Below are 26,035 nucleotides of genomic sequence, written 5' to 3'. Positions count from 1 at the left end.
TCTTGAGGGAAAGTTATGATGCGCAAAACGCTGCTGGCGGCAGTGCTAACGTTTACGGCGATGGCCGCTCACGCAGATTACAAATGCAGCGTCACGCCGCGTGACGATGTGATTCTGAGTCCGCAAACGGTACAGGTGAAAGGGGAAAACGGCAATCTGGTCATCACGCCGGATGGCAATGTGATGTACAACGGTAAGCAGTACACCCTTAGCGCTGCGCAGCGTGAGCAGGCGAAAGATTACCAGGCGGAGCTGCGAAGTGCGCTGCCGTGGATTGATGATGGCGCCCGGTCGCGTGTTGAAAAAAGTCGCGTAGCGCTGGATAAGATCATCGCTAAAGAGGTGGGTGAAAGCAGTAACATGCGCAGCCGCCTGACGAAGCTTGATGCGCAGCTGAAAGCGCAAATGAACCGTATTATCGAACATCGTACCGACGGCCTGACGTTCCACTATAAGGCTATCGATCAGGTACGGGCCGACGGTCAGCAACTGGTAAACCAGGCGATGGGTGGTATCCTGCAGGACAGCATTAATGAAGTGGGTGCTAAAGCTGTGCTTAAAGGCGGCGGCAATCCTTTACAGGGCGTACTGGGCAGCCTCGGTGGCCTGCAAACTGCCATCCAGGATGAATGGAAAAACCAGGAGAAAGATTTCCAGCAGTTTGGTAAAGAGGTCTGTAACCGCGTGGTGACATTAGAAGACAACCGCAAAGCGTTGGTCAGCAGCCTGAAGTAATCTTCCCTTTTTAAACTATGGCGTGGTTCGTATCTGCGCCTTTTATCCTGTTTTTTCCTGCATTTTGTTATCCATCTCTAAAAAATACGCTCTCTTATATATATATCGCTAGTTAATTGTATGACGTCACATTATTCATCTTCAATATTGGGATAATGCGACCAATTAACATAACTGGAGATATAACATGGAGTTTTTCAGGAAAACGGTATTAGCTGCTCTGGTAATGGGTTTCAGCGGCGCGGCGTTTGCTTTACCAAATATCACCATCCTGGCAACCGGCGGGACTATCGCTGGCGGCGGTGATTCCGCAACAAAATCGAATTACACGGCAGGGAAAGTTGGTGTCGACAGTCTGGTAGATGCCGTTCCACAACTGAAGGATATTGCGGTGGTAAAAGGTGAGCAGGTTGTTAACATCGGCTCGCAGGATATGAACGATGAGGTGTGGCTAACGCTGGCGAAAAAAATCAACACCGAATGCGACAATACCGACGGTTTTGTCATCACCCACGGTACCGATACGATGGAAGAGACGGCTTATTTCCTCGATCTGACCGTTAAATGCAACAAACCCGTGGTGCTGGTCGGCGCGATGCGTCCTTCCACGTCAATGAGCGCAGATGGTCCATTCAACCTCTATAATGCGGTAGTCACGGCGGCTGATAAACAGTCTGCTAACCGCGGCGTGCTGGTGGTAATGAACGACACCGTTATGGACGGACGCGATGTGACTAAGACCAATACCACTGACGTGGCGACGTTTAAAGCGGTTAACTACGGCCCTCTGGGTTATATCCATAACGGTAAAATCGATTACCAACGCACACCTGCGCGTAAACATACGACCGAAACGCCCTTTGATGTTTCTAAACTGACCGCGCTGCCAAAAGTGGGTATCGTTTATAACTATGCGAATGCCTCCGATCTGCCGGCAAAAGCGCTGGTAGACGCGGGTTATGATGGGATCGTGAGTGCGGGCGTCGGTAACGGCAACCTGTATAAAACGATTTTTGATACCCTGGCGACCGCCGCGCATAACGGGACGGTAGTGGTACGTTCCTCACGCGTGCCGACCGGCGCAACCACCCAGGATGCGGAAGTCGACGATGCAAAATATGGCTTTGTTGCATCCGGTACGCTGAACCCGCAAAAAGCGCGTGTCTTACTGCAACTGGCGTTGACTCAAACCAAAGATCCGAAACAGATTCAAACGATGTTTAATCAGTACTAATCGGTAACGGTGGCTGCGACCAGGCCTTTTTCAGGGCGGATAAGGCGCAGCCGCCACCGTCTGCCTTGATGGCGCTACGCTTATCAGGCCTGCGTTCGCCAGCCATTACTCCGCTAAAAATAATTCCAGCAACGAATTTAAAAACAACTTACCGCGCTGGGTTATCTGCCAGTTATCTTCACTTTCGGTCACATACCCCTGGGCGATAGCCTCATCCATCTGTTGTCGAATTACCTCTTCGCCAAGCCCGGTGTATTGGCTGAATTCAGCACGAGGCGCGGCCTCCAGCAAGCGAAACCGGTTCATAAAGAACTCGAACGGTTTATCTGCGTCTTCAACCTCACGCTGGCTTTCCAGATAACGCCCCTGCATAAAACCGCGTGGATGGCGCGTTTTCGTGGTACGTAAAATACGACCATCAGGGAACGTGACTTTACCATGAGCGCCGCAGCCAATGCCCAGATAGTCGCCAAAGCGCCAGTAGTTCAAATTATGCTGGCACTGATAGCCGGATTTGGCATAGGCCGATGTTTCATATTGCTGATAGCCTGCGGCGGTTAATAGCTGGTGGCCCTGCTCAAAGATATCCCACAGGGCGTCATCGTCCGGTAGCACTGGCGGACGCGAACCAAACAAAGTATTGGGTTCAATCGTCAGTTGATACCACGAGAGATGCGGCGGATTAAGCGCTATCGCCTGTCTTAGATCATTCAGCGCCTCTTCCAGCGTCTGATCCGGTAAACCGTGCATCAAATCAAGATTAAAGCTGCGCAGCGCCAGCCCGCTCGCCAGATTTGCGGCGCGCTTTGCCTCTTTTGGGCCATGAATACGCCCAAGTTTTTTCAGTTTAGGTTCGCTAAAACTTTGGACACCAATGGAGATACGGTTTACGCCGGCGCGCTGATAGTCAACGAAGCGGTCGGCTTCGACCGTACCGGGGTTCGCCTCCATGGTAATTTCCGCATCCACTGCCAGATTCAGACGTGCGCGCACGCCGTCCAGCAGCGTTTGCATCGCCCGCCCGGAAAGCAGACTTGGTGTACCGCCGCCAATAAAAATGGTCTTTACCTCGCGTCCCTGCGCGCCGGCGACATCGGCATCTAAATCGCTTAACAGGTGCTGAACGTAGTCGTCGTGCGGCACCTCACCCTTTAATGCATGAGAGTTGAAGTCACAGTACGGGCATTTTTGTACACACCAGGGAATGTGAATATAAAGACTGAGCGGCGGGAGTTTAGCCATTGCGTAACGCATCCAGCAGCAGCTTAAGCGCCTGCCCTCGGTGAGAAATGGCGCTCTTTTCTTCACGGGTCAGTTCTGCGGCGGTTTTACCTTCAGACGGAACAAAGAAGATCGGATCATAACCAAATCCGCCGTTTCCGGCTGCCTGACGCGTTATAACGCCAGGCCAACTGCCATGGCATACCACTGGCGTGGGGTCTTCTGCATGGCGCAGATAGACCAGTACACAATGGAACTGCGCCTGACGTTTATCGTCCGGAACGTCGTGCAGTGTATGCAGTAATTTTTCCAGATTTTGCTGGTCGGTCGCGTTTTCGCCGGAATAGCGCGCTGAATAGATGCCAGGCGCGCCGCCTAAGGCATCAACGGCCAGACCTGAATCATCGGCAATGGCGGGCAGACCGGTAATTTGGGCGGCATGACGTGCTTTGAGGATCGCGTTTTCAATAAATGTCAGGCCGGTCTCTTCAGCGGAATCGACGCCCAGTTCCGTTTGTGCTACTACATCAAGCCCGAAATCGCTTAGCAGCGACGCGAGCTCGCGCACTTTACCGGCGTTGCCGGTTGCAAGAACCACTTTTTGCATGGAGTACCTACTCAGTTAAGGCCGCAATCTCTGGCGGGATCTGTTGCGGGTGAATAATTTTGACCTGTTTGTGGCGGCCCAGTTCGCCTTTTTCGATGACGATCTGGCTTTTCGCCACACGGAACTGTTTGCCGAGAAACTTTATCAGATGGCTGTTCGCCTGGCCGTCCACTGGCGGGGCGGTAATGGCGACTTTGACTTCGTCGCCATGTAAACCCACAATACTGTCGCGGCTGGCTTTCGGCTGGATATACAGCCGTAACACCAGCCCATCTTCGCAGCGAGTGACGGCACTCATAGCGCCATCCACAGTCCCGGCAACAGCATATTGCCTGTCGCTTGTAACACTTCAGCGATCCCCATATTAATGACATACAGCAGCAGGACCAGAATCATCGGTGAGAAGTCAATGCCGCCCATTGCTGGAAGTAAACGGCGAATTGGGCTAAGCAGCGGCTCGGCAAGCTGAATTAATACATATTCAATCGGGCTACGTCCCTGACTCACCCAACTCATGATGGCCATAACCAGTAATACCCAGAAGATCAGCAGGCCAATCGTTTTGAGTAAGATAAGCACTGCGGCGATCCAGATAATGGCCTGAAACGTAATGACCTTAAACAGGACTATCGCTTTGATAACGCTAAGAATAAACGCCACCAACAGCGAGGCGCTGTCAATTGGCCCCATCGGGGGGATAATACGGCGTAGTGGCCCGATAATGGGCTGTGTCACTTTCACCACGAATTGTGAGAAAGGATTGTAAAAGTCACAGCGGGCCCACTGCATCCACACGCGCAATAACAGCACCATGGTGTACAGCTCAATCACCGTTGAGAGCAGGAAGGTCAACGTATTCATGGCGTTCCTCAGTTTTCCTTAATTTTTGTGTAATCACGAGCACCAAAGATAGCGGTGCCGATGCGCACCATTGTGCTACCTGCCGCAATCGCGGCTTCCATATCGTCGCTCATACCCAGAGATAAGGTATCGACGTCAGGGTAGCGCGCTTTCAGCCCGCCAAATGCTACAGCCATTTGCCGGGCGACTTCAAACTGCCTTACATAATCTGACTCTGGCGCCGGAATCGCCATTAGTCCTCGGAGTTTAAGACGCGGCAGAGCTGCCACCGCAACGGCCAGTTCATCCAGTTCCGTCAGCGGAATGCCTGACTTACTGTTTTCATCGCTGATATTAATCTGGATCAGAACATTTAGCGGCGGCAGATTATCCGGACGCTGTTCGCTCAGACGCGAGGCGATACGCAAGCGATCGATGGTATGGCACCAGTCAAAATGCTCGGCCACCAGACGGCTTTTGTTGGACTGTAATGGACCAATAAAGTGCCAGTGCAGACCTTCCACTTTCGCTTCCTGAAAGTGGCGGATTTTTTCCACCCCCTCTTGTACATAATTTTCGCCAAATGCCCGCTGTCCGGCGGCAATGGCTTCTGCGATGTCGCTCGCAGGTTTAGTTTTACTCACTGCAAGTAACGTAACTTCTTCTGAAGAGCGGCCGCAACGCGTCGCCGCGGCGGAGATTTTGTCCCGGATGTATGCCAGGTTATGCGCGATATCGTTCATTTTCCGAGGATGTTTATATGAATATGGAAGAAATTGTGACGCTTAGTGTAAAGCATAATGTCTCGGATCTACACCTGTGTAACGCCTGGCCTGCGCGATGGCGCAAACGAGGACGAATAGAGAATGCGCCTTTTATCGCGCCTGATGTTGATATGCTTCTGCGTGATTGGCTTAATGACGCGCAACAATATCAGTGGCGAACGCACGGCCAGCTTGATTTCGCCGTCTCGCTTTCAGGGGCGCAACGTCTGCGTGCCAGCGCGTTCAGACACCAACAGGGAGCATCGTTGGCGCTACGGTTATTGCCAGATCGTTGTCCTTCGCTGGAGGAGATCCAGACGCCCCCCATCGTGCCGACACTGCTTGCCAGCGAGAATGGGCTGATACTGGTTACCGGCGCGACTGGCAGCGGTAAATCTACCACGCTGGCGGCGATGGTGGGTTATCTTAATCACCATGTCGATAAGCATATCCTGACCCTGGAAGATCCTATAGAGTACCGTTACGCCAGCCAGCGTTGCCTGATACAGCAGCGGGAAGTCGGCCAGCATTGCGCCACTTTCGCCGCCGGGCTGCGTGCGGCGCTGCGTGAAGATCCGGATGTCATCCTGCTGGGCGAGTTGCGTGATAGCGAGACCATTCATCTGGCGCTAACGGCGGCGGAGACGGGACATTTGGTACTGGCGACCTTGCATACCCGCGGTGCGGCGCAGGCCATCGAAAGACTGGTGGATAGCTTTCCGGCGCAGGAGAAAGAGCCGATGCGTCGTCAACTGGCGGGCAGCCTGCGCGCCGTACTATCGCAAAAACTGGAAGCAGACAAACTGGAGGGGCGCGTGGCGTTATTTGAATTACTGATTAATACGCCAGCTACAGGGAATTTGATCCGTGAAGGTAAACTCCATCAGTTGCCCCACGTGATACAGACCGGGCAGCAGCAGGGGATGATGACATTTGCCCAAAGCGCACAATGGCGTCAGACACAGGGGCGGCTGTAGCGCGCCTGGCAGCGCCTGATTTTGTAAAACGTGGCTTAGCACGAGGGATAGAATGGTTTTCAGGCTTGTATCCTGTCGAGCCATCGTTAAAATCGCAGCTTTGTTAACACCACAGCGGGGCCATTTAACGATGTCATCACAACCCAATCAAAGCCTGATAGATGGCATTCGCTGTCTGCAATATCTGGTCTCCAGCAATCGCGCTATCGGCTGCCGCGAGCTTGCCCGGCTGATGGATATTAATACCACACGCGTTAATCGCTTGCTAATGACGCTGGCTTCTGTTGGACTCACCATACAGGATGAGCATCGGCGCTATTTGCCTGGGCCTGGCATTCATGCTTTGGCGGCACAGGCGATTCGTGGTTCAGCGTTGTTTTCCCATGCGTTACCTCTCCTTGAGCAACATGCGCCCAAAGATATCGTGGTGGCGTTGGGCGTGCTGTGGGAGGACCAGATTATCTCTATTTATTACTCTACGCCTGGCCCCCAGATAAGCCAGGCGCTGGCTGGGTTTCGCATGTACCCCGCCTGGCAGTCAGTGCCTGGTATGGCGTTACTGGCGGCGGAAAGCGATGAGGCATTAACACAGCGCTTCACCCCGGAGCAGTGGCGCAATCTGGCACCATATGTGGCGCAACAGCGCCAGCAGGGATACGTACTGTGGCATCACGCGAATGGCGAAGTCTCTATGGCGCAGCCGCTGGGTAAACACGCCGCAGCGCTGGCTTTTGCAGGAATGTGGCGGATTGATGAGGCGGCTGTTGCTGTGCGTTTACAGGCGCTGAAGGCGTTGAATCGGCTTATTACTCAGTAAGCCCGCCAACCGCTGCCGCGTATGCCGATAAAAACGGTTTTAATACCCCTGTTCAAAATAGCTTTCGAGGATTATCACTGCGGAGGCCGAGTCCACTTTACCTTTATTTAGCGCGCGATACCCGCCTTGTTCAAACAGGCCGGCGCGTGCTTCAACAGTACTGAGCCGCTCATCGTGCAAAGTAACCGTTACCCCGAAACGCCCATGAATACGGTTGGCGAATTTACGTGCGCGCGCCGTCAGCGGTTGTTCGGTACCGTCCATATTAAGTGGCAATCCGACAATAATTTCATCTGGCTGCCACTCTTTCAGCAAACGTTCAATAAGCGTCCAGTCAGGCGTGCCGTCCTGCGCTTTGAGCGCCGGGAGCGGACGAGCGGTGCCGGTAATACGTTGTCCTATCGCAACGCCGATGCTTTTTGTGCCGAAGTCAAAGGCCAGTAAAGTATTGCTCATCAGGCGTGCCCCGCAACGCCAGGCATGGTCAGAATATCAATGCCAATAAGCTTCGCTGCTTCGCGCCAGCGCTCGGCGATAGGCGTTTTGAATAAAATATTGAGATCGGCGGGGGCGGTAAGCCAGGCGTTATCAAGCAGCTCTTGCTCAAGTTGACCTTTGTCCCAAGAGGCATAGCCCAGCGCGACCAGCACATCGGAAGGTTGTTGTTGGGTGCCTAACGTCTCCAGCACATCGCGGGAGGTGGTGATCACGGTATTGTCTGAAATACGAATACTGGACGTGAAACGTGACGGCGGCGTATGCAGAATAAACCCACGATCTTCCGCCAGCGGGCCGCCGAGCATCACGGCTTTATCCAGGCGAATCGCAGGATCGCGCGGTTCCGGCGTAATTTTCAGTTTTTCCAGAATCCCTTCAATCTGTAAGTTTTCCAAAGGCTTATTAACAATAATCCCCATGGCACCATCTTCGTTGTGTTCACAAATATATACTACGGAACGGCGGAAAATAGGGTCCTGGAGCGCAGGCATGGCAATAAGAAAGTGATGCTGTAAATTCATTGTCAGAGGTTCTGTTTCCTGGTTCAAAAAAGCGGCAACGCTCAGTATGTGGGGAAAGAGGACGGTTGTCACTCATATAAGCTGTCTTTTGCCAAAGGACGGCATCGCCTTATTGGATAATAAATTGCCGGATGGCGACGCGATGCGTTTTATCCGGCCAGGGCTACGTGCTTACGTACGCCCGGTAAGCGCAGCGCCACCGGGCAATAAACGTTTTACTGCGCCAGCCGGGCTTCGATAGCGTCCATCAACATGCCGGTGATGGAGATCGGATATTCCGCTTCAATTTCGCGTACGCAGGTGGGGCTGGTCACGTTAATTTCTGTTAAACGATCGCCGATGATATCCAGACCGACGAAAATAAGCCCTTTGGCTTTAAGTGTGGGCCCGACGCGACGGGCGATTTCCCAGTCGCTTTCGCTCAGTGGGCGTGGCTCGCCGCGACCGCCAGCCGCCAGGTTGCCGCGGGTTTCGCCTCCCTGCGGAATACGCGCCAGACAATAGGGCACTGGCTCGCCGTCTACAACCAGTACACGTTTATCACCATCTTTGATAGCGGGCAGATAGTTCTGCGCCATACAGTAGCGGGTGCCCAGTTCGGTAAGTGTTTCGGCAATAACACCCATGTTGGGATCACCGTTCTTAACACGGAAAATGGACGCGCCGCCCATACCGTCAAGCGGCTTCATAATGATATCGCCATGTTTTTCCCAGAACGCTTTGAGCTGCGCTTTGTTGCGTGTGACCAGCGTTTCTGGCGTCAGATCGGAAAACCAGGCAGTATACAGTTTTTCGTTACAGTCGCGTAAGCTCTGTGGTTTGTTGACGATTAGCGTACCTTTTTCTTCGGCACGTTCCAGAATATAGGTCGCATAAATGAATTCGGTATCAAACGGCGGATCTTTGCGCATCAAAATGACGTCCAGATCGGCCAGCGGCAGGTCTTGTTCGCCATTAAATTCATACCATTTATCGTAGTTCTGCTCCACGCGCAAAATTCGCGTGTGGGCATGTGCTTCACCGTTAATCAGATAAAGGTCGGCCATCTCCATATAATGAAGTTCATAACCACGACGTTGGGCTTCCAGCAGCATAGCGAAGCTGGTGTCTTTCTTGATGTTGATGTTTGCGATGGGGTCCATCACGATGCCGAGCTTAATCATTATTTTCTCCGTTAACGCTTCATCCTAAGTCGCCAAAACGCACCTGTAGGGCGGTAATGGCAGTGAGCGCAGTTGTCTCAGTACGCAGAACGCGAGGTCCTAACAGAATATCAGTAAACTGATAGCGCGCGGTCATCGCGATTTCTTCAGCCGATAGCCCGCCTTCGGGACCAATCAACAGTCGCACGCGCTCGACCGGCAGCGGCAGAGTGTTGATGCTGGCATGGGCGCGCGGGTGAAGATTGAGCTTCAGCCCGGGCTCCTGCTCGGCGCACCAGGCCTCCAGATCCATTGCCGGGCGAATTTCCGGCACCCGATTACGCCCGCATTGTTCGCAGGCGGCGATCGCAATCTTTTGCCACTGCTGGCGCTTTTTGTTCAGACGTTCACTATCCAGTTTAACGCCGCAGCGCTCAGAGAAAAGTGGCGTAATGAGGCTTACACCCAGTTCGATCGATTTCTGGATAGTGAATTCCATTTTTTCACCGCGCGACATCACCTGACCCAGATGGATATGCAGCGGCGATTCACGATCGTCGGTTTCGCCTTTCATTACTTGCACTTCAACGCTTTTCTTACTGGCACTAATGATTTCAGCCGCGAATACCTGGTTGCTACCGTCAAATAGTTGTAAAACTTGCCCCGGTCCCATGCGCAGTACGCGGCCAATATGGTTGGCAGCATCTTCGCATAACGAAATTTGTGTGCCGGACGTTAATAATTCAGGGTGATAAATGCGGGGAATGCGCATAATAAAAAAATCCGCGTCATGGCCCCGGCATTTGGCTATCCAGGGCATGGGTTAACAAGAATTCCGCTAGTGTAGGTTAGCTCTTTTGCGCCTGGCAAGCACGTTGCACATAGGGGTTATGATTGCCCTGTACCTTTGCAATACGCGCGTCGCGCTTGCACTCCCAGGGGGAAACGGGATACTGCTTATCCCAGACGTTAAAAAGCTGGGTTTGCTGGCGGGACAGTTTCAGGTGGTACTGGTCGCGCATATAAAAATAGGTGCGGGCGATCGCGCCACGGGCGCGGGCGGGCGGCTCTGCGATTTTCGCTTTGAAATCCACTTTCATGGCGCACTGCCCATACTGGCCTTCGCCGCTGTTCCACTGGCTATACATAAAGTTACCGCGATCGCCATTCACTTCGCCAATGGCGGGTTGCAGATTATGCATATCGCTTTCCATTTTGCGGTAGACTGGATCTTTGGCGCAATTTTTTCGTCCGCCGTCCTGCCAGCACTGGCGTTGATGGCCAAACTGCCAGGCCGGAACGACGTGTTCCCATTCAATACGTCTGGCGCGATTCTCATTTTTACGCACTTTATAGCCACAGGACTCCAGGTCCACGACGCCTTTTTTACCCTGCCAGCGAATTTGGCATCCACAGTAAAAGCTGCCAGGCGCATCGGCATTGATTTTAACGCTCGCCGCTTTGGCCTGAGAGAAACTATTAATACCTTCAGCCAATGCCTGGCCTGAAAACGCCGCTGTCAATAACGTAGCAGCAAAAGTAAAATTACGGTACATCGCACACTCCATAGCAAAACGAGTTTGCAACGTAACGAAAGTTGTGCCTGTATGCAATCAGCTCGGTCAGGAAAGTTCCTGAACGTTTTGGAAACTAGTCGGCGACCAGCGGTTCGCCGCAGTGAACGCAGCGATAAACCGCTTCGCCGCGTACCACACGATTATGGCGGCGGACGGTGAGTTGATGCTGCTGGCATTGACAATGATAGGGAAAGGTATTGCGTCGCACAGATTGTAGCGCAAATTGATGAGTACGTCTGGCCGGAACGTTCAGCACGCTTTCCATCATCCATTTCCACTCCTTACCATGTGGGGCTTTGCGTCCGAAGTGTTTCCACACCAGCAGATGCGCCAGTTCATGCGGCACGACCTCTTCAATAAAGGCGTCTACGTTTTCCAGCAGTAACACCGGGTTGAGACGAATTTCGTAGCTTTCCAGCCAGGCTGTACCCGCTGATGTGCCGCGTTGCGTATACACCAGTTTTGGCTCCGGATAATGACGCTCAAGTTTGAGATTCGCCTGGACGAGTTTTTCCCGCAGACGGCGTATCACGGCTTGCTGAATAGCGATAGGAAGACGAGGGGTTTTCATAGCGGCAGAGAATAGTGCGCCAGAAGAGTGACTGCAAGAAAAACGCTTCCCCCCGTGGCGGGAGGAAGCGCGTGGAGGTTAGTCGTGGGCGCCGATTTCGCGCAGTTTACGGCCTTTCATCAGGTTACGTTCAATATGCTCCAGCGAGACGTGTTTGGTTTCCGGCACCAGCCACAGGGTCAGCAGGATAAACAGCACGTTCAGGCCGGCATAGACCCAGAAGGTGTTGGCGTTACCCAGATTGTTCAGCATGGTCAGGAACGTTGCGCCAACGATCATGTTGGCGATCCAGTTAGTCGCGGTGGAACAGGTGATACCAAAATCACGGCCTTTCAATGGTTGGATTTCAGAGCACAATACCCAAATCAGCGGACCGGCGCTCATTGCGAACCCGACGATGAACATCAACAGCATAGCGATAGCGAAGTATTGCGCAGACGGCGAATGAATGCCGATGTGCATCATCGTACCCAGAATACCCATACCAATCGCCATGACCAGGAAGCCCAACGTCAGGGTAGGTTTACGGCCCCAGCGGTCAACCAGGCCGATGGCGATAAATGTCGCCAGAACGTTAGTCAGCCCCACGATAACGGTGCCCCACATCTGCTCCGTAGTGTTGGTGTATCCTGCCAGTTCGAAGATTTTCGGCGCGTAATACATGATGACGTTCATCCCGGTGAACTGCTGCATCACCTGCAGCAGAACGCCAAGAAAAACGGCGCGGCGGAAATTGCTGTTCTCTTTGAACAGCGCCCAACCGCTCTGTTTAACTTGTAAACTTTCGCGAATTTCATCGAGTTCACGTTTGGCTTCTGCGCTGGTATCACGCAGGCGCAACAGCACACGTTCAGCGTCATGGAAGCGGCGTTTTGCAGCAAACCAGCGCGGGCTGTCCGGCAGAAAGAAGACGCCAATCAACAACAGAATGGCCGGAATAATGATCACGCCGAGCATCCAGCGCCATGCGCCGCTGTAGCTGAACGCGGTATCAGACAAATAAGCGCCCAGAATCCCGATGGTGATCATGAGTTGGTACATTGAGATCATACTGCCGCGAATTTTTTCTGGCGCAATCTCAGACAGATACAGCGGTGCGGTGTAGGACGCGACGCCAACGGCCAGGCCGAGCAGCACACGAGAGATAATCAGGACTTCAACGTTAGGCGCCGCAGCGGAGAACAGCGAACCGGCAACGAACAGGATAGCGCCGATCATCAGGCTTTTTTTACGGCCCAGCTTAAAGGAGAGCCAGCCGCTGCCGACAGCGCCGACAGCTGCGCCAAACATCATGGAGCTGACCACCCATTCCTGAGTGTGCGCGTTAATCTGGAATTCGTCGGTAATGAAGGGTAAAGCACCGGCGATAACGCCGATATCCAGGCCAAAAAGTAATCCTGCCAGGGCTGCAAGAAAGCAGACAAAAAATGTCATGGCCTTGTTGGAACGCCCTTGTTTTTTATTGTCAGGCATTATGCCCTCCGGTTGGGTTAGCAATTTTATCGATGTTAAGAGTAGGTGAGTACGCCGTAAAAATATGTGAGGGTAATCACAATGGTGTAATCGTTTACACTGCCATTTATCGCAGTGATTATTTAATTATCTGAAAAGTAATCACTTTAATAATCTTATAACCCTATCAATCGCCTGGTATTCAGACAAGACTGAAAAACAATGTAACATTTTCATCGCAGGATTAGCGTATCGATAGTGATGTGTTCAGTTCTCAATGAAAATAAATGTAACCGCTTTCATGATAACTGAAACTGAATGATGAAAAGTGTAGTCGAAGAAACGCAAGGGGAGAGCGGATTGTGCTGCGTATCACATAAAGGCCAGCATGATGCTGGCCTTTATGGGTACGGCGTTGGTGGCCTGACAGTTACAGTCAGGCGTGGGCGATTATTTCAGACCGGCAGCATCGCGCAGCAGTTGCGCTTTGTCAGTTTTTTCCCACGGGAAGTTTTCACGACCAAAGTGACCGTAAGCCGCGGTTTCTTTGTAGATCGGGTGTAGTAGATCCAGCATCTGAATCAGACCGTATGGACGCAGGTCGAAGAACTCGCGTACCAGCAGGATTAACTGCTCAGCAGGGACTTTTTCGGTACCGAAGGTTTCTACCATGATAGATGTCGGTTCGGCTACGCCGATAGCATAGGAAACCTGAATTTCACAGCGGTCCGCCAGACCTGCCGCCACGATGTTTTTCGCGACATAACGCGCTGCGTAGGCCGCAGAACGGTCAACTTTCGACGGATCTTTACCGGAGAAGGCGCCGCCGCCGTGACGCGCCATGCCGCCGTAGGTGTCTACGATGATTTTACGCCCGGTCAGGCCGCAGTCGCCCATCGGGCCGCCGATAACAAAACGACCGGTTGGGTTGATAAAGAACTTGGTAGACGCATTTAACCATTCAGATGGCAGAATGGGCTTAATGATCTCTTCCATTACCGCTTCTTGCAGTGATTTCTGATCGATATCTTCTGCGTGCTGCGTAGAGAGAACTACAGCGTCAATACCGACGATTTTACCGTCGTCATACTGGAAGGTGACCTGGCTTTTCGCGTCCGGACGCAGCCATGGCAGAGTACCGTTTTTACGCACTTCAGCCTGACGCTGTACCAGACGGTGCGCGTAAGTGATCGGCGCCGGCATCAGGACATCGGTTTCATTGGTTGCATAGCCGAACATCAGACCCTGGTCGCCCGCGCCTTGTTCCAGCGGATCTGCGCGGTCAACGCCCTGATTAATATCCGGTGACTGTTTGCCAATGGCGCTCAGTACCGCGCAAGAATTGGCGTCAAAGCCCATGTCGGAATGCACATAGCCAATCTCGCGGACCGTGTTACGAGTGATCTCTTCAATATCAACCCATGCGCTGGTGGTGATTTCACCACCTACCAGAACCATACCGGTTTTGACGTAGGTTTCACAGGCGACGCGTGCTTTCGGATCCTGTGTCAGGATAGCGTCCAGCACGGCATCAGAGATTTGGTCAGCGATTTTGTCAGGATGCCCTTCTGATACGGACTCAGACGTAAAAAGGTGTTTTGCCATATTTAATTTCACCTAAGGAGAATTTAGTTAGCTCAAACTGCTGTGTGGAATAGACAGAGTAGAAGATTCTACCATGAGTCTGAAAGTCACTGACACTGGCAGTCTGAGTGTTAATCAGTATGGATGGATTAACATCTGGACGGCTATTTTAGGTCACTTCTTCACCCAATTTCCAGCTTTTTTTGAAGGCCGTCTCATTGTGGTGCAAAATCGGGTGGGAAACGTTTCTGTCAATGCTGACATTATGCGCATTTATATTTTGCTTTTTTTCTGCGTTCTGGGTATAAAACGCGACGCGCGGCTCATACAAAAGCACACGACGTTTTCTTCGTGTCGCCACTTCCAGCCGGGTTAAAACATGGCTTTGGCTTGGGGTCGTCTTACGGGGCGTCCATGGAGGTGATACGAGATAATGAACCGTTGTATTCTGCTGAATCTGTCGCATCGTTCTGGTGCGTCCATGTCCCCCGCAATCTGCATTTCTGCTTTGCATACCTGCCGATGTTATACCCATCTCGGCGCTTCTCAGGACTCCAGAGCCGGTAATGGCAACTGAAGACTGAACAAGGGCGCTCTTGTTAACGCAAGAGTTTTCTCGTGGTTTCGCCGAACCATTGTCTGTGAGTTCGGTTACGTGTTTTACAATGATATGAAAAAGAAACCGGTCGCGCAGGCGGAGCATCAGTACTATCTGCTGGAAAATCCGCTTGTTTATGGGTTGTTATCGCATCTTCGGATTGCGATAGTAGTCAACTGTTTTACACTTGCTAATAAAATTTGAGGTTCGCTATGTCTGACGACATGTCTATGGGTTCGCCTTCGTCAGCAGGCGAACAGGGTGTACTACGCTCCATGCAGGAGGTTGCAATGAGCTCCCAGGAAGCCAGCAAGATGCTGCGCACTTACAATATTGCCTGGTGGGGCAATAATTATTATGACGTCAACGAGCTGGGCCACATCAGCGTATGCCCCGATCCCGACGTCCCCGAAGCGCGCGTCGATCTCGCCAAACTGGTGAAAGCACGCGAAGCGCAAGGTCAGCGTCTGCCTGCGCTATTTTGCTTCCCGCAAATCCTGCAACACCGTTTGCGTTCTATTAACGCGGCGTTTAAGCGCGCGCGGGAATCTTACGGTTATAACGGCGACTACTTCCTCGTTTATCCGATTAAGGTCAATCAGCACCGCCGCGTGATCGAATCCCTCATTCATTCCGGCGAACCGCTGGGGCTGGAAGCGGGCTCGAAAGCGGAATTGATGGCGGTGCTGGCGCATGCTGGCATGACCCGTAGCGTGATCGTTTGTAATGGCTATAAGGACCGGGAATACATTCGCTTAGCGTTGATTGGCGAGAAGATGGGCCATAAGGTTTATCTGGTCATCGAAAAGATGTCTGAAATCGCCATTGTACTGGAAGAAGCTGAGCGTCTGAACGTAGTTCCTCGCCTGGGCGTGCGTGCGCGTCTGGCCTCGCAGGGTTCTGGCAAGTGGCAATCCTCCGGCGGTGAAAAATCGAAATTTGGCCTGGCGGCGACGCAGGTACTACAACTGGTGGAGACCCTGCGCGACGCCGGGCGTCTGGACAGTCTGCAACTGTTGCACTTCCACCTGGGCTCGCAGATGGCGAACATTCGCGATATCGCGACCGGCGTGCGCGAGTCCGCGCGTTTCTATGTCGAGTTGCATAAACTGGGCGTTAATATCCAGTGCTTCGACGTAGGCGGCGGTCTGGGGGTGGATTATGAAGGTACCCGCTCGCAGTCTGACTGTTCGGTGAACTATGGCCTGAACGAATATGCCAATAACATCATCTGGGCGATTGGCGACGCCTGCGAAGAGCATGGTTTACCGCATCCGACGGTGATTACCGAGTCTGGCCGCGCCGTCACTGCGCACCATACTGTACTGGTATCTAACATTATCGGCGTGGAGCGTAACGAATACACGGATCCGACTGCCCCTGCTGAAGATGCGCCGCGCGCGTTGCAGAATCTGTGGGAAACCTGGCAGGAGATGCATAAGCCTGGCACCCGCCGCTCGCTGCGTGAGTGGCTGCATGACAGCCAAATGGATCTGCATGATATTCATATCGGTTACTCTTCCGGCGCATTTAGTTTGCAGGAGCGCGCCTGGGCGGAGCAACTTTATCTCAGCATGTGCCATGAAGTGCAGAAGCAACTGGACCCGCAAAACCGTGCGCATCGTCCGATTATCGACGAACTGCAAGAGCGGATGGCGGACAAAATGTACGTCAACTTCTCGCTGTTCCAGTCGATGCCGGACGCGTGGGGAATCGATCAGCTCTTCCCGGTGCTGCCGCTGGAAGGGTTAGATCAGGTACCGGAACGTCGTGCCGTGCTGCTGGATATTACCTGTGATTCCGATGGCGCTATCGACCACTATATCGATGGCGACGGTATCGCCACGACGATGCCGATGCCGGAATACGATCCAGAGAATCCACCGATGCTCGGCTTTTTTATGGTCGGTGCCTACCAGGAGATCCTCGGTAACATGCACAACCTGTTTGGCGATACTGAAGCGGTTGATGTATTTGTCTTCCCGGATGGTAGCGTCGAGGTTGAGCTGTCGGACGAAGGCGATACCGTTGCGGATATGCTGCAATATGTGCAACTGGATCCGAAAACGCTGTTAACGCATTTCCGCGACCAGGTAAAACAGACGGATCTGGACGATGCGTTGCAGCAGCAGTTCCTTGAGGAATTTGAAGCGGGACTGTATGGTTATACTTATCTTGAAGATGAGTAAACGTTGGTGCCCGATGGCGTAGCGCTAACCGGGACTACGAATCCATGCCGGATAAGGCGACGCCGTCATCTGGCAGAATGCTATACTCACTTGAACCCGTATGAATTTACGGCGATAATTCGCCATAAATATACAGTTACCGAATCAATCCCTTCCTCGTCGGGCCTAACGACGCGGAGGGGATTTTTTTCATCTGTTTTAATGCAGCGACTTTAAAAGAGGTCTGGACATGAGCACCTTAGGTCATCAGTACGATAACTCACTGGTTTCTAATGCGTTTGGTTTTTTACGTCTGCCAATGAACTTCCAGCCGTATGATAGCGATGCCGACTGGGTGATCACTGGCGTACCGTTTGATATGGCAACGTCTGGTCGTGCTGGCGGTCGTCATGGTCCGGCAGCGATCCGTCAGGTGTCGACCAATCTGGCCTGGGAACATCACCGTTTCCCGTGGAATTTTGACATGCGCGAGCGCCTGAACGTCGTGGACTGCGGCGATCTGGTGTATGCATTTGGCGATGCCCGCGAAATGAGTGAAAAATTACAGGCGCACGCTGAAAAACTGCTGTCTGCAGGCAAGCGTATGCTCTCTTTCGGCGGCGACCACTTCGTCACACTACCACTGCTGCGCGCCCACGCGAAACATTTTGGCAAAATGGCGCTGGTACATTTTGACGCGCATACCGATACCTACGCTAACGGCTGCGAATTCGATCACGGCACAATGTTCTACACCGCGCCGAAAGAAGGCCTGATCGATCCGCATCATTCGGTACAGATCGGTATTCGTACTGAGTTTGACAAAGACAATGGCTTTACCGTGCTGGATGCCTGCCAGGTCAACGATCGCGGCGTGGAAGATATTCTCGCGCAGGTGAAACAGATCGTCGGCGATATGCCGGTCTATCTGACCTTTGATATCGACTGTCTGGATCCTGCGTTTGCACCGGGTACCGGTACGCCGGTGATCGGTGGTTTGACCTCCGATCGCGCTATTAAACTGGTGCGCGGCCTGAAAGATCTGAACATTGTCGGTATGGATGTAGTGGAAGTCGCGCCAGCCTACGATCAATCAGAGATCACCGCGCTGGCGGCGGCAACCTTAGCGCTGGAGATGTTGTATATCCAGGCGGCGAAGAAAGGCGAGTAATCGCGCATTGCCCGGCGGCGCGACGCTTACCGGGCCAGCGTGTTGGCCGGATAAGGCGTTCACGCCGCCATCCGGCACTGTCCGGGGATTATTTAATCCCGTCCGCGCTCATGCGATCGCGAATATGCTGTGCGCGCTCGGCGGATGCCGGGTGATCGTCGAACATCGAGCTTTGACGGCCCGCTTCCAGTTTTGCCAGTTTCTCAAAGCTGGTGGCGAGTCCTGCCGGGCTGATACCGCGTTTGCGCAACAGATCGTAAGAATAATCATCCGCTTCGGCTTCCTGACGCTGGGAGAACTGCGAATTCACCAGTTTTTCACCAAGATCGCCAAGCTGTGATTGCGACAGGCTGCCGACAATCCCGCCAGCCGATGCCGCCGCCACACGCACGGCGTTCGTACCCAGCGCAACCTGCATCCCTTTCTTCACATGACCCAGCGCGACGTGGCCCATCTCATGGCCGATAACCGCTTCAACTTCGTTGTCGGTCATCATATCCATTAGTCCGCTGTAGACGCGGATACAGCCGTTCGCCATCGCAAAGGCGTTGACGTCTTTCGTCTCATAAACCTTATAGTTTACCGGCTGGCCGTTGATGTTATCCCCCAGAGCGGCAGCGATTTTTGCCAGTCTTTTTGCGTATTCGCTGTTCGCTGGCGCGATAGTGGCTTTGCTGTCGAGGTCTTTACAGGATTGATCGCTGAGCGCTTTGACTTGCGCATCGCTTAGTGTATAGGCCTGAAAAGCTTCAGCGCCTGAGGAAAGCAGTCCGTTAGAGTCCATATTCTGGCAGCCGGTCAGCACCGTCGCCATGCCCATAGCAAGCAGTAAAGCGCGAATTCTCATTTTTATCTTCCGCACGAATAAATATTGTCTTAAAAAATACGCCGTTGGCAGATGAACCGGCGCCCGAACTAAGTATAAAGAAAACGACAGCCGGCAAGCGAGCGGATTGCGCAACATGCGAGCATGATCCGGAGATTTCTGAAGCGGTAAAAGGATGTTCCATGTACATGACGCACGGCTTGGGGTAAATTGTTGGCAAATTTTCCGGCGTAGCCCAAAACGCGCTGTCGTCAAGTCGTTACGGGCATGGCCTTCAACATCCGATCTGGAGTCAAAATGTCCTCACGTAAAGAGCTTGCCAATGCTATTCGTGCGCTGAGCATGGACGCAGTACAGAAAGCCAAATCCGGTCACCCGGGTGCCCCAATGGGTATGGCTGACATTGCCGAAGTCCTGTGGCGTGATTTCCTGAACCACAACCCGAACAACCCGTCCTGGGCCGACCGCGACCGCTTTGTGTTGTCCAACGGCCACGGCTCGATGCTGATCTACAGCCTGCTGCACCTCACCGGCTATGACCTGCCGATGTCCGAGCTGCAGAACTTCCGTCAGTTGCACTCTAAAACGCCTGGTCACCCGGAAGTGGGTTACACCGCAGGCGTGGAAACCACCACCGGTCCGCTGGGGCAGGGCATTGCCAATGCGGTTGGTATGGCGATTGCCGAGAAAACGTTAGCGGCGCAGTTTAACCGTCCGGGTCACGACATCGTTGACCACTTCACCTATGTGTTCATGGGCGACGGCTGCATGATGGAAGGTATCTCTCATGAGGTATGCTCCCTGGCTGGTACCCTGAAATTGGGCAAACTGATTGCGTTCTACGATGACAACGGTATTTCCATCGATGGTCACGTTGAAGGCTGGTTCACCGACGATACCGCAAAACGCTTTGAAGCCTACGGCTGGCATGTAATCCGCGGTATCGACGGTCACGATGCGCAGGCAATTAAACGCGCAACCGAAGAAGCGCGCGCGGTCACCGACAAGCCGTCGCTACTGATGTGCAAAACCATCATCGGCTTTGGCTCACCGAACAAACAGGGCACCCACGACTCCCACGGCGCGCCGCTGGGCGACGCAGAAATCGCGCTGACCCGTGAACAGCTTGGCTGGAAATACGGTCCGTTTGAAATCCCGTCTGACATCTACGCGCAGTGGGATGCGAAAGAAGCCGGTCAGGCGAAAGAGTCTGCCTGGAATGAAAAATTCGCGGCTTATGAGAAAGCCTTCCCGCAGGAAGCCGCTGAGTTCACCCGCCGTATGAAAGGTGAAATGCCATCTGATTTCGATGCCAAAGCGAATGAGTTCATCGCGAAGCTGCAGGCGAACCCAGCGAAAATCGCCAGCCGTAAGGCTTCCCAGAACGCGATTGAAGCCTTCGGCCCGCTGCTGCCGGAATTCCTCGGTGGCTCTGCTGACCTGGCGCCTTCTAACCTGACCCTGTGGTCTGGCTCAAAAGCGATCAACGAAGACGCGGCGGGTAACTATATCCATTACGGCGTGCGCGAATTCGGTATGACCGCGATCGCCAACGGTATCTCTCTGCACGGTGGTTTCCTGCCGTACACCTCCACCTTCCTGATGTTTGTGGAATATGCGCGTAACGCGGTGCGTATGGCGGCGCTGATGAAACAGCGTCAGGTGATGGTCTATACCCACGACTCCATCGGTCTGGGTGAAGACGGCCCGACGCACCAGCCAGTAGAACAAGTCGCTTCTTTGCGCGTAACGCCGAACATGTCCACATGGCGTCCGTGCGACCAGGTGGAGTCCGCCGTGGCGTGGAAATACGGCGTGGAGCGTCAGGATGGCCCGACCGCGCTGATTCTGTCCCGTCAGAACCTGGCGCAGCAGGAACGTACTGAAGAACAACTGGCGAATATCGCCCGCGGTGGTTACGTACTGAAAGATTGTGCGGGCCAGCCGCAGATTATCTTCATTGCCACCGGTTCAGAAGTTGAACTGGCGGTTGCCGCTTACGAAAAACTGACTGCCGAAGGCGTGAAGGCGCGCGTCGTGTCTATGCCGTCCACCGACGCATTCGACAAGCAGGATGCGGCCTACCGTGAAGCGGTGCTGCCGAAGGCGGTCTCTGCGCGTGTGGCTATTGAAGCGGGTATCGCGGACTACTGGTTCAAATACGTTGGCCTGAACGGCGCTATCGTTGGCATGACTACCTTCGGTGAATCCGCGCCGGCTGAACTGCTGTTCGAAGAGTTCGGCTTCACCGTGGATAACGTGGTGGCGAAGGCGAAAGAACTGCTGTAATACGTTTATGGCAGAAAAAACGGGTCGCTCTGGCGGCCCGTTTTTACAACTGAGTAAATTTATTTTTATTATCACAAGCATTTATTTGCGATCGCTATCACAATTATTGCATATTATTATTTGTTGCATTTGCAGTACGCATCACATATTTACTCTTGATTTTTATTTTAATTGTTTTATGTGTTTGTTTTTCAATGATATTATATTCATCGCATTTTAAATGCTCATTTTTTCTCCCTGATTGCTTTCATTTTGCCGCCAGCGTATTTTGTTTTTAACAACACGTTGTACCCTAAAAATAAAATAAGGATAGTTTATGCGGTTAATAGATTATTTCCCTGAAGCATCTATTACGATAAAACCAGCAGCAGTAAATTGGCAGGAGGCTGTTGATTTTTCTATGGCATCGCTTTTGGCCAATCGATATATAAATGAGAATTATATTCAGGCCATCAAAGATTCAACAGTCAGCAATGGCCCTTATTATATACTGGCTCCTGGTGTCGCAATGCCTCATGCGCGTCCGGAGTGTGGCGCGTTGAAAACCGGGATGTCATTAACCTTACTCAACCAGGACGTGAAGTTTACTGACGAGGATGAAGGTATAAAATTATTAATAGGTCTGTCAGCCGCAGATTCTGATTCACATATCGGCGCTATTCAGGCATTAAGTGAATTATTATGTGAAGAGGACTCACTGACAGCGTTATTCGTTGCTACATCAGAAAAAGAGTTGGCGGATATTATAGCTCGCGCATAATTACTTTCTCCTTTACAGGATATTATTATGGAACACAAGTCTGCTCGTGCAAAGGTCCAGGCTTTTGGGGGCTTTTTGACCGCGATGGTCATTCCCAATATTGGCGCTTTTATTGCCTGGGGTTTTATTACTGCATTATTTATTCCAACAGGGTGGATGCCGAATGAGCATTTCGCCAAAATTGTCGGCCCGATGATAACCTATTTACTGCCAGTAATGATAGGTTCTACCGGTGGGCATCTGGTTGGGGGAAAACGTGGCGCCGTAATGGGGGGGATTGGCACCATTGGCGTTATTATCGGCGCTGATATTCCTATGTTTCTTGGCTCAATGATCATGGGGCCTCTTGGCGGTCTCATCATTAAACATATTGATCGGCTGCTGGAGAAGCGGATTCCTGCCGGTTTTGAGATGGTGATTAATAACTTTTCGCTGGGCATCGCCGGGATGATCCTGTGTTTGCTGGGGTTCGAAGTGATTGGTCCGGCAGTACTTATTGCCAATAACTTTGTGAAAGAGTGTATTGAATCGTTAGTCCATGCAGGCTATCTGCCGTTATTGTCCTTAATTAATGAGCCGGCAAAAATTCTCTTTCTGAACAATGCCATCGATCAGGGGGTCTATTATCCGTTGGGAATGCAGCAGGCCTCGGAAACCGGAAAATCTATTTTCTTTATGGTGGCTTCAAATCCAGGTCCTGGTTTAGGTTTGTTACTTGCCTTTACGTTTTTCGGTAAAGGTATGGCAAAGAAATCTGCGCCTGGCGCCATGATTATCCATTTCCTCGGTGGGATTCATGAACTCTATTTTCCCTATGTGCTGATGAAGCCATTAACACTCATTGCCATGATTGCCGGCGGGATGAGCGGAACATGGGTGTTTAACCTGCTGGGGGGCGGTCTGGTTGCGGGGCCGAGTCCAGGTTCAATTTTCGCCTATCTGGCTTTGACGCCGAAAGGTTCTTTCCTTGCGACTATTGCTGGCGTAACGGCGGGAACGGCAGTGACCTTTATTATCACCGCTTTCATTTTGAAAATGGAAAAAAGTAACGAAGCCGACAGCGAAGATACTTTTAGCGATTCCGCTAAAGCGGTGAAAGCCATGAAGCAGGAAGGCAAATTTTCATATCGCGACGTGAAACGCATCGCCTTTGTCTGCGATGCCGGGATGGGCTCCAGCGCAATGGGCGCGACAACGTTCCGCCGACGTCTGGAAAAGGCGGGCCTGACTATCGACGTTAAACATTACGCTATCGAAAATGTACCGGATGATGCCGATATTATCGTTACCCACGCCAGTCTTGAAGGACGTGTTAAGCGAGTCAGCGATAAGCCCTTAATACTTATTAAGAATTATATTGGCGATCCGCGCCTTGATGATTTATTTAACCATTTGACATCGAATTAATATTTCAGGTTTCTGGAGTAAATATGAAAACGAAAGTAGCTGCTATATATGGCAAGCGGGATGTCCGTATCCGTGAGTTTGAATTACCTGATATTACTGAAAATGAACTGCTCGTCAGCGTAATTTCCGACAGCGTATGTCTCTCCACCTGGAAAGCCGCTTTATTAGGCAGTGAACATAAGCGAGTGCCAGATGACCTGGAAAATCATCCAGTCATTACTGGTCATGAATGTGCCGGAATTATCGTCGAAGTAGGAAAAAACCTGACTGATAAATATAAAAAAGGTCAGCGTTTTGTTTTACAACCGGCGATGGGCTTGCCGAGCGGTTATTCTGCCGGCTACAGCTACGAATATTTTGGCGGTAATGCCACGTACATGATAATCCCGGAAGTAGCGATTAATCTGGGCTGTGTTTTACCGTATCACGGTTCTTATTTTGCCGCAGCATCACTGGCGGAACCGATGTGCTGCATTATCGGCGCCTATAATGCGAATTATCATACAACGCCTTATGTTTATGAACATCGCATGGGAATCAAACCCGGCGGTAATATCGCACTCCTGGCCTGTGCCGGACCAATGGGCATTGGCGCGATTGACTATGCCGTTAACGGTGGGCTACAGCCGTCGCGAGTTGTGGTGGTTGATATCGATGAAGCCCGCCTGGCGCAGGCGAAAAAACTGCTGCCGGTCAAACAGGCCGCCGAGAAGGGCATTGAGCTTATCTATGTGAATACCGCGGACATGGCTGATCCTGCTGCGCAACTTCGGGCATTAACCGATGGCGCAGGCTTTGATGATGTCTTTGTTTATGCCGCCGTTCCGTCTGTCGTTGAGATGGCTGACGATCTTCTCGCAGAAGATGGTTGCCTGAACTTTTTCGCGGGTCCGACAGATAGCCACTTTAAAGTACCGTTTAATTTTTATAACGTACATTACAACAGTACCCATGTGGTGGGCACTTCCGGCGGCTCCACGGATGATATGAAAGAGGCGATAGCACTCAGCGCAACAGGACAGCTTCAGCCTTCATTCATGGTGACGCATATCGGTGGGCTGGATGCGGTGCCGGACACCGTACTCAACCTGCCGGATATTCCTGGCGGTAAAAAGCTAATCTATAACGGCGTCACCATGCCGCTGACGGCGATTACTGATTTTGCCGAAAAAGGGAAAACGGATCCGTTGTTCAGGGAGCTGGCGCGTCTGGTTGAAGAGACGCACGGTATCTGGAATGAAAAAGCGGAAAGATATCTATTGGCGCAATTTGGCGTCGATATCGGGGAGGCGGCGGTATGATGTCGCTGGCATGGCCGCTATTTCGCATTACGGAGCAGGCGGCGTTGGCGGCCTGGCCGCAAACCGGATGCGGTGATAAGAACAGAATTGATGGGCTGGCTGTCACCGCGATGCGGCAGGCATTGAATGATGTCGCTATCCGTGGGCGAATCGTCATCGGCGAGGGGGAAATCGATCATGCGCCCATGTTGTGGATTGGCGAAGAGGTTGGTAGCGGCGAGGGGCCGGCGGTGGATATCGCCGTCGATCCGATAGAAGGTACCCGGATGGTCGCTATGGGGCAAAGCAATGCGCTGGCCGTTATGGCGTTTGCACCCCGGGGCAGCTTATTACATGCGCCCGATATGTATATGAAAAAGCTGGTTGTTAGCCGTCTGGCGAAAGGGGCGATTAATCTGGCGCTACCACTAACGGACAATCTGCGGAATGTCGCAAAGGCGTTAAACAAGCCGCTGGAGCAGTTGCGTATGGTCACGCTGGATAAGCCGCGGTTGCAACCTGCAATTGCACAGGCGACGCAACTGGGGGTTAAAGTTTTCGCCCTCCCCGATGGTGATGTGGCGGCCAGTGTTCTGACCTGTTTGCAGGATAATCTTTATGATGTGATGTATACCATTGGCGGCGCGCCTGAAGGCGTAATTTCCGCCTGTGCGGTAAAAGCGCTGGGTGGGGATATGCAGGCGGAACTGCTCGATTTTTGTGAAGCGAAAGGCGATAGCGCCGATAACCGTCTGGTGGCGCAACAGGAGCGTCAACGCTGCGAAGCGATGGGCGTTACGGTTAACCGCGTCTACACCCTTGACGAACTGGCGGCCGGAAATGACATTCTCTTTAGCGCTACAGGCGTTACGGGCGGCGATCTGGTTAATGGCATCCAACAGGTGGCGAACGGTGTGCGCACGCAAACTTTACTGATCGGCAGCGCAGATCGAACGTGTAATATTATAGACTCTCTGCATTCACGGTGACTGATCG

General features: G+C 52.4%; 27 protein-coding genes. 13 read left to right on the top strand and 14 right to left on the bottom strand.

Annotated features, from left to right (window positions below):
* Window positions 1-15 precede the first annotated feature (15 nt).
* Together SBG_RS13960 and ansB are read left to right on the top strand one after the other, a co-directional pair.
* Window positions 16-735 carry a YggN family protein gene (locus tag SBG_RS13960; RefSeq protein ID WP_000984825.1) on the top strand — a complete coding sequence of 240 codons (720 nt, stop codon included), beginning with the start codon at window positions 16-18 and terminating at the stop codon, window positions 733-735.
* A gap of 187 nt (window positions 736-922) precedes the next feature.
* Window positions 923-1,969 carry an L-asparaginase 2 gene (gene ansB / locus SBG_RS13955; protein WP_000394194.1) on the top strand — a complete coding sequence of 349 codons (1,047 nt, stop codon included), beginning with the start codon at window positions 923-925 and terminating at the stop codon, window positions 1,967-1,969.
* Window positions 1,970-2,074: 105 nt separating this feature from the next.
* On the opposite strand, the gene hemW is transcribed toward ansB, so the two are convergent.
* Genes hemW through SBG_RS13930 form a run of 5 tightly spaced genes read right to left on the bottom strand, consistent with a single transcriptional unit; the run spans window position 2,075 to window position 5,380 of the window.
* Complete coding sequence (gene hemW, locus SBG_RS13950; protein ID WP_001096526.1) at window positions 2,075-3,211, bottom strand: radical SAM family heme chaperone HemW; 1,137 nt, start codon at window positions 3,209-3,211, stop codon at window positions 2,075-2,077.
* The gene (locus SBG_RS13945) at window positions 3,204-3,797 is read right to left on the bottom strand and encodes an XTP/dITP diphosphatase (RefSeq protein ID WP_001174772.1); all 594 of its coding nucleotides are present in this window, start codon (window positions 3,795-3,797) and stop codon (window positions 3,204-3,206) included. Before SBG_RS13945 ends, hemW begins: the two co-directional genes overlap by 8 nt.
* Window positions 3,798-3,804: 7 nt before the next feature.
* Window positions 3,805-4,095, bottom strand: a complete 291-nt coding sequence (gene yggU, locus SBG_RS13940; protein WP_001277203.1) for a DUF167 family protein YggU — start codon at window positions 4,093-4,095, stop codon at window positions 3,805-3,807.
* Window positions 4,092-4,658: a YggT family protein gene (locus tag SBG_RS13935; RefSeq protein ID WP_001094852.1), complete on the bottom strand. Its 567-nt coding sequence runs from the start codon at window positions 4,656-4,658 to the stop codon at window positions 4,092-4,094. The genes yggU and SBG_RS13935 overlap by 4 nt, the downstream gene beginning before the upstream one ends.
* A gap of 8 nt (window positions 4,659-4,666) precedes the next feature.
* Complete coding sequence (locus tag SBG_RS13930) at window positions 4,667-5,380, bottom strand: YggS family pyridoxal phosphate-dependent enzyme (protein ID WP_000997813.1); 714 nt, start codon at window positions 5,378-5,380, stop codon at window positions 4,667-4,669.
* A gap of 17 nt (window positions 5,381-5,397) precedes the next feature.
* On the opposite strand from SBG_RS13930, the gene SBG_RS13925 reads away from it, so the two are divergent.
* Window positions 5,398-6,378, top strand: coding sequence for a type IV pilus twitching motility protein PilT (locus SBG_RS13925; protein WP_001055663.1), 981 nt, complete (start codon window positions 5,398-5,400; stop codon window positions 6,376-6,378).
* A gap of 130 nt (window positions 6,379-6,508) precedes the next feature.
* On the top strand, window positions 6,509-7,195 hold the full coding sequence (locus SBG_RS13920; protein WP_000098342.1) for an IclR family transcriptional regulator: 687 nt from the start codon (window positions 6,509-6,511) through the stop codon (window positions 7,193-7,195).
* Between the two features lie 39 nt (window positions 7,196-7,234).
* On the opposite strand, the gene ruvX is transcribed toward SBG_RS13920, so the two are convergent.
* The 8 genes from ruvX to metK all read right to left on the bottom strand — a co-directional run bounded on the left by ruvX (window position 7,235) and on the right by metK (window position 14,561).
* A complete protein-coding gene (gene ruvX, locus SBG_RS13915; RefSeq protein WP_000072425.1) occupies window positions 7,235-7,651 on the bottom strand; it encodes a Holliday junction resolvase RuvX in 417 nt (138 codons plus the stop codon).
* Window positions 7,651-8,214, bottom strand: a complete 564-nt coding sequence (locus SBG_RS13910) for a YqgE/AlgH family protein (RefSeq protein ID WP_001053162.1) — start codon at window positions 8,212-8,214, stop codon at window positions 7,651-7,653. Before SBG_RS13910 ends, ruvX begins: the two co-directional genes overlap by 1 nt.
* A 215-nt stretch (window positions 8,215-8,429) precedes the next feature.
* The gene (gshB, locus tag SBG_RS13905; RefSeq protein ID WP_000593292.1) at window positions 8,430-9,377 is read right to left on the bottom strand and encodes a glutathione synthase; all 948 of its coding nucleotides are present in this window, start codon (window positions 9,375-9,377) and stop codon (window positions 8,430-8,432) included.
* Window positions 9,378-9,396: 19 nt separating this feature from the next.
* Window positions 9,397-10,128, bottom strand: a complete 732-nt coding sequence (gene rsmE, locus SBG_RS13900; protein WP_015703003.1) for a 16S rRNA (uracil(1498)-N(3))-methyltransferase — start codon at window positions 10,126-10,128, stop codon at window positions 9,397-9,399.
* A gap of 76 nt (window positions 10,129-10,204) precedes the next feature.
* Window positions 10,205-10,912 carry a deoxyribonuclease I gene (gene endA, locus SBG_RS13895; RefSeq protein WP_000286137.1) on the bottom strand — a complete coding sequence of 236 codons (708 nt, stop codon included), beginning with the start codon at window positions 10,910-10,912 and terminating at the stop codon, window positions 10,205-10,207.
* A 94-nt stretch (window positions 10,913-11,006) separates the two neighbouring features.
* Window positions 11,007-11,504, bottom strand: a complete 498-nt coding sequence (locus SBG_RS13890) for a SprT family zinc-dependent metalloprotease (protein ID WP_000856771.1) — start codon at window positions 11,502-11,504, stop codon at window positions 11,007-11,009.
* 78 nt (window positions 11,505-11,582) lie between these two features.
* Entirely contained in the window at window positions 11,583-12,977 is a 1,395-nt protein-coding gene (gene galP, locus SBG_RS13885) for a galactose/proton symporter (protein WP_001113166.1), read from the bottom strand.
* A gap of 429 nt (window positions 12,978-13,406) precedes the next feature.
* Entirely contained in the window at window positions 13,407-14,561 is a 1,155-nt protein-coding gene (metK, locus tag SBG_RS13880) for a methionine adenosyltransferase (protein ID WP_001062146.1), read from the bottom strand.
* A gap of 412 nt (window positions 14,562-14,973) precedes the next feature.
* On the opposite strand from metK, the gene SBG_RS23355 reads away from it, so the two are divergent.
* From SBG_RS23355 to speB, 4 genes are all read left to right on the top strand, one after another.
* Window positions 14,974-15,117, top strand: a complete 144-nt coding sequence (locus tag SBG_RS23355) for a hypothetical protein (protein ID WP_370626440.1) — start codon at window positions 14,974-14,976, stop codon at window positions 15,115-15,117.
* A gap of 93 nt (window positions 15,118-15,210) precedes the next feature.
* Window positions 15,211-15,342 (top strand): acid stress response protein YqgB, encoded by a 132-nt coding sequence (gene yqgB, locus SBG_RS13870; protein ID WP_000729110.1) that lies wholly within the window; start codon window positions 15,211-15,213, stop codon window positions 15,340-15,342.
* Between the two features lie 8 nt (window positions 15,343-15,350).
* Window positions 15,351-17,327: a biosynthetic arginine decarboxylase gene (gene speA, locus SBG_RS13865; protein ID WP_001278580.1), complete on the top strand. Its 1,977-nt coding sequence runs from the start codon at window positions 15,351-15,353 to the stop codon at window positions 17,325-17,327.
* Window positions 17,328-17,556: 229 nt separating this feature from the next.
* Window positions 17,557-18,477: an agmatinase gene (gene speB, locus SBG_RS13860; protein WP_000105551.1), complete on the top strand. Its 921-nt coding sequence runs from the start codon at window positions 17,557-17,559 to the stop codon at window positions 18,475-18,477.
* Between the two features lie 88 nt (window positions 18,478-18,565).
* Here speB and loiP read toward each other — a convergent pair whose 3' ends face one another.
* Entirely contained in the window at window positions 18,566-19,324 is a 759-nt protein-coding gene (loiP, locus tag SBG_RS13855) for a metalloprotease LoiP (protein WP_001222630.1), read from the bottom strand.
* Between the two features lie 276 nt (window positions 19,325-19,600).
* Between loiP and tkt the strand changes: the two genes are divergently transcribed.
* The 5 genes from tkt (at window position 19,601) to glpX (ending at window position 26,028) form a co-directional block, all read left to right on the top strand.
* On the top strand, window positions 19,601-21,592 hold the full coding sequence (tkt, locus tag SBG_RS13850; protein WP_000098641.1) for a transketolase: 1,992 nt from the start codon (window positions 19,601-19,603) through the stop codon (window positions 21,590-21,592).
* Between the two features lie 316 nt (window positions 21,593-21,908).
* The gene (gene cmtB / locus SBG_RS13840) at window positions 21,909-22,352 is read left to right on the top strand and encodes a PTS mannitol transporter subunit IIA (RefSeq protein ID WP_001236685.1); all 444 of its coding nucleotides are present in this window, start codon (window positions 21,909-21,911) and stop codon (window positions 22,350-22,352) included.
* A gap of 27 nt (window positions 22,353-22,379) precedes the next feature.
* The gene (locus SBG_RS13835; RefSeq protein ID WP_000400409.1) at window positions 22,380-23,759 is read left to right on the top strand and encodes a PTS mannitol transporter subunit IICB; all 1,380 of its coding nucleotides are present in this window, start codon (window positions 22,380-22,382) and stop codon (window positions 23,757-23,759) included.
* Between the two features lie 23 nt (window positions 23,760-23,782).
* Window positions 23,783-25,060, top strand: coding sequence for a zinc-binding dehydrogenase (locus tag SBG_RS13830; protein ID WP_000853167.1), 1,278 nt, complete (start codon window positions 23,783-23,785; stop codon window positions 25,058-25,060).
* Window positions 25,057-26,028, top strand: a complete 972-nt coding sequence (glpX, locus tag SBG_RS13825; RefSeq protein WP_000987261.1) for a class II fructose-bisphosphatase — start codon at window positions 25,057-25,059, stop codon at window positions 26,026-26,028. The genes SBG_RS13830 and glpX overlap by 4 nt, the downstream gene beginning before the upstream one ends.
* Window positions 26,029-26,035: the final 7 nt, after the last annotated feature.

It is taken from the genome of Salmonella bongori NCTC 12419 (assembly GCF_000252995.1).
GTDB classification, from domain to species: Bacteria; Pseudomonadota; Gammaproteobacteria; order Enterobacterales; family Enterobacteriaceae; genus Salmonella; species Salmonella bongori.
This window is presented reverse-complemented; position numbering and strand designations above follow the sequence as displayed.

Excerpts from the sequence above, each read along its gene's own strand:
- SBG_RS13960 (WP_000984825.1), top strand. The coding sequence starts at position 16 with ATGATGCGCAAAACGCTGCTGGCGGCAGTGCTAACGTTTACGGCGATG.
- ansB (WP_000394194.1), top strand. The coding sequence starts at position 923 with ATGGAGTTTTTCAGGAAAACGGTATTAGCTGCTCTGGTAATGGGTTTC.
- hemW (WP_001096526.1), bottom strand. The coding sequence starts at position 3,211 with ATGGCTAAACTCCCGCCGCTCAGTCTTTATATTCACATTCCCTGGTGT.
- SBG_RS13945 (WP_001174772.1), bottom strand. The coding sequence starts at position 3,797 with ATGCAAAAAGTGGTTCTTGCAACCGGCAACGCCGGTAAAGTGCGCGAG.
- yggU (WP_001277203.1), bottom strand. The coding sequence starts at position 4,095 with ATGAGTGCCGTCACTCGCTGCGAAGATGGGCTGGTGTTACGGCTGTAT.
- SBG_RS13935 (WP_001094852.1), bottom strand. The coding sequence starts at position 4,658 with ATGAATACGTTGACCTTCCTGCTCTCAACGGTGATTGAGCTGTACACC.
- SBG_RS13930 (WP_000997813.1), bottom strand. The coding sequence starts at position 5,380 with ATGAACGATATCGCGCATAACCTGGCATACATCCGGGACAAAATCTCC.
- SBG_RS13925 (WP_001055663.1), top strand. The coding sequence starts at position 5,398 with ATGAATATGGAAGAAATTGTGACGCTTAGTGTAAAGCATAATGTCTCG.
- SBG_RS13920 (WP_000098342.1), top strand. The coding sequence starts at position 6,509 with ATGTCATCACAACCCAATCAAAGCCTGATAGATGGCATTCGCTGTCTG.
- ruvX (WP_000072425.1), bottom strand. The coding sequence starts at position 7,651 with ATGAGCAATACTTTACTGGCCTTTGACTTCGGCACAAAAAGCATCGGC.
- SBG_RS13910 (WP_001053162.1), bottom strand. The coding sequence starts at position 8,214 with ATGAATTTACAGCATCACTTTCTTATTGCCATGCCTGCGCTCCAGGAC.
- gshB (WP_000593292.1), bottom strand. The coding sequence starts at position 9,377 with ATGATTAAGCTCGGCATCGTGATGGACCCCATCGCAAACATCAACATC.
- rsmE (WP_015703003.1), bottom strand. The coding sequence starts at position 10,128 with ATGCGCATTCCCCGCATTTATCACCCTGAATTATTAACGTCCGGCACA.
- endA (WP_000286137.1), bottom strand. The coding sequence starts at position 10,912 with ATGTACCGTAATTTTACTTTTGCTGCTACGTTATTGACAGCGGCGTTT.
- SBG_RS13890 (WP_000856771.1), bottom strand. The coding sequence starts at position 11,504 with ATGAAAACCCCTCGTCTTCCTATCGCTATTCAGCAAGCCGTGATACGC.
- galP (WP_001113166.1), bottom strand. The coding sequence starts at position 12,977 with ATGCCTGACAATAAAAAACAAGGGCGTTCCAACAAGGCCATGACATTT.
- metK (WP_001062146.1), bottom strand. The coding sequence starts at position 14,561 with ATGGCAAAACACCTTTTTACGTCTGAGTCCGTATCAGAAGGGCATCCT.
- SBG_RS23355 (WP_370626440.1), top strand. The coding sequence starts at position 14,974 with ATGAACCGTTGTATTCTGCTGAATCTGTCGCATCGTTCTGGTGCGTCC.
- yqgB (WP_000729110.1), top strand. The coding sequence starts at position 15,211 with ATGAAAAAGAAACCGGTCGCGCAGGCGGAGCATCAGTACTATCTGCTG.
- speA (WP_001278580.1), top strand. The coding sequence starts at position 15,351 with ATGTCTGACGACATGTCTATGGGTTCGCCTTCGTCAGCAGGCGAACAG.
- speB (WP_000105551.1), top strand. The coding sequence starts at position 17,557 with ATGAGCACCTTAGGTCATCAGTACGATAACTCACTGGTTTCTAATGCG.
- loiP (WP_001222630.1), bottom strand. The coding sequence starts at position 19,324 with ATGAGAATTCGCGCTTTACTGCTTGCTATGGGCATGGCGACGGTGCTG.
- tkt (WP_000098641.1), top strand. The coding sequence starts at position 19,601 with ATGTCCTCACGTAAAGAGCTTGCCAATGCTATTCGTGCGCTGAGCATG.
- cmtB (WP_001236685.1), top strand. The coding sequence starts at position 21,909 with ATGCGGTTAATAGATTATTTCCCTGAAGCATCTATTACGATAAAACCA.
- SBG_RS13835 (WP_000400409.1), top strand. The coding sequence starts at position 22,380 with ATGGAACACAAGTCTGCTCGTGCAAAGGTCCAGGCTTTTGGGGGCTTT.
- SBG_RS13830 (WP_000853167.1), top strand. The coding sequence starts at position 23,783 with ATGAAAACGAAAGTAGCTGCTATATATGGCAAGCGGGATGTCCGTATC.
- glpX (WP_000987261.1), top strand. The coding sequence starts at position 25,057 with ATGATGTCGCTGGCATGGCCGCTATTTCGCATTACGGAGCAGGCGGCG.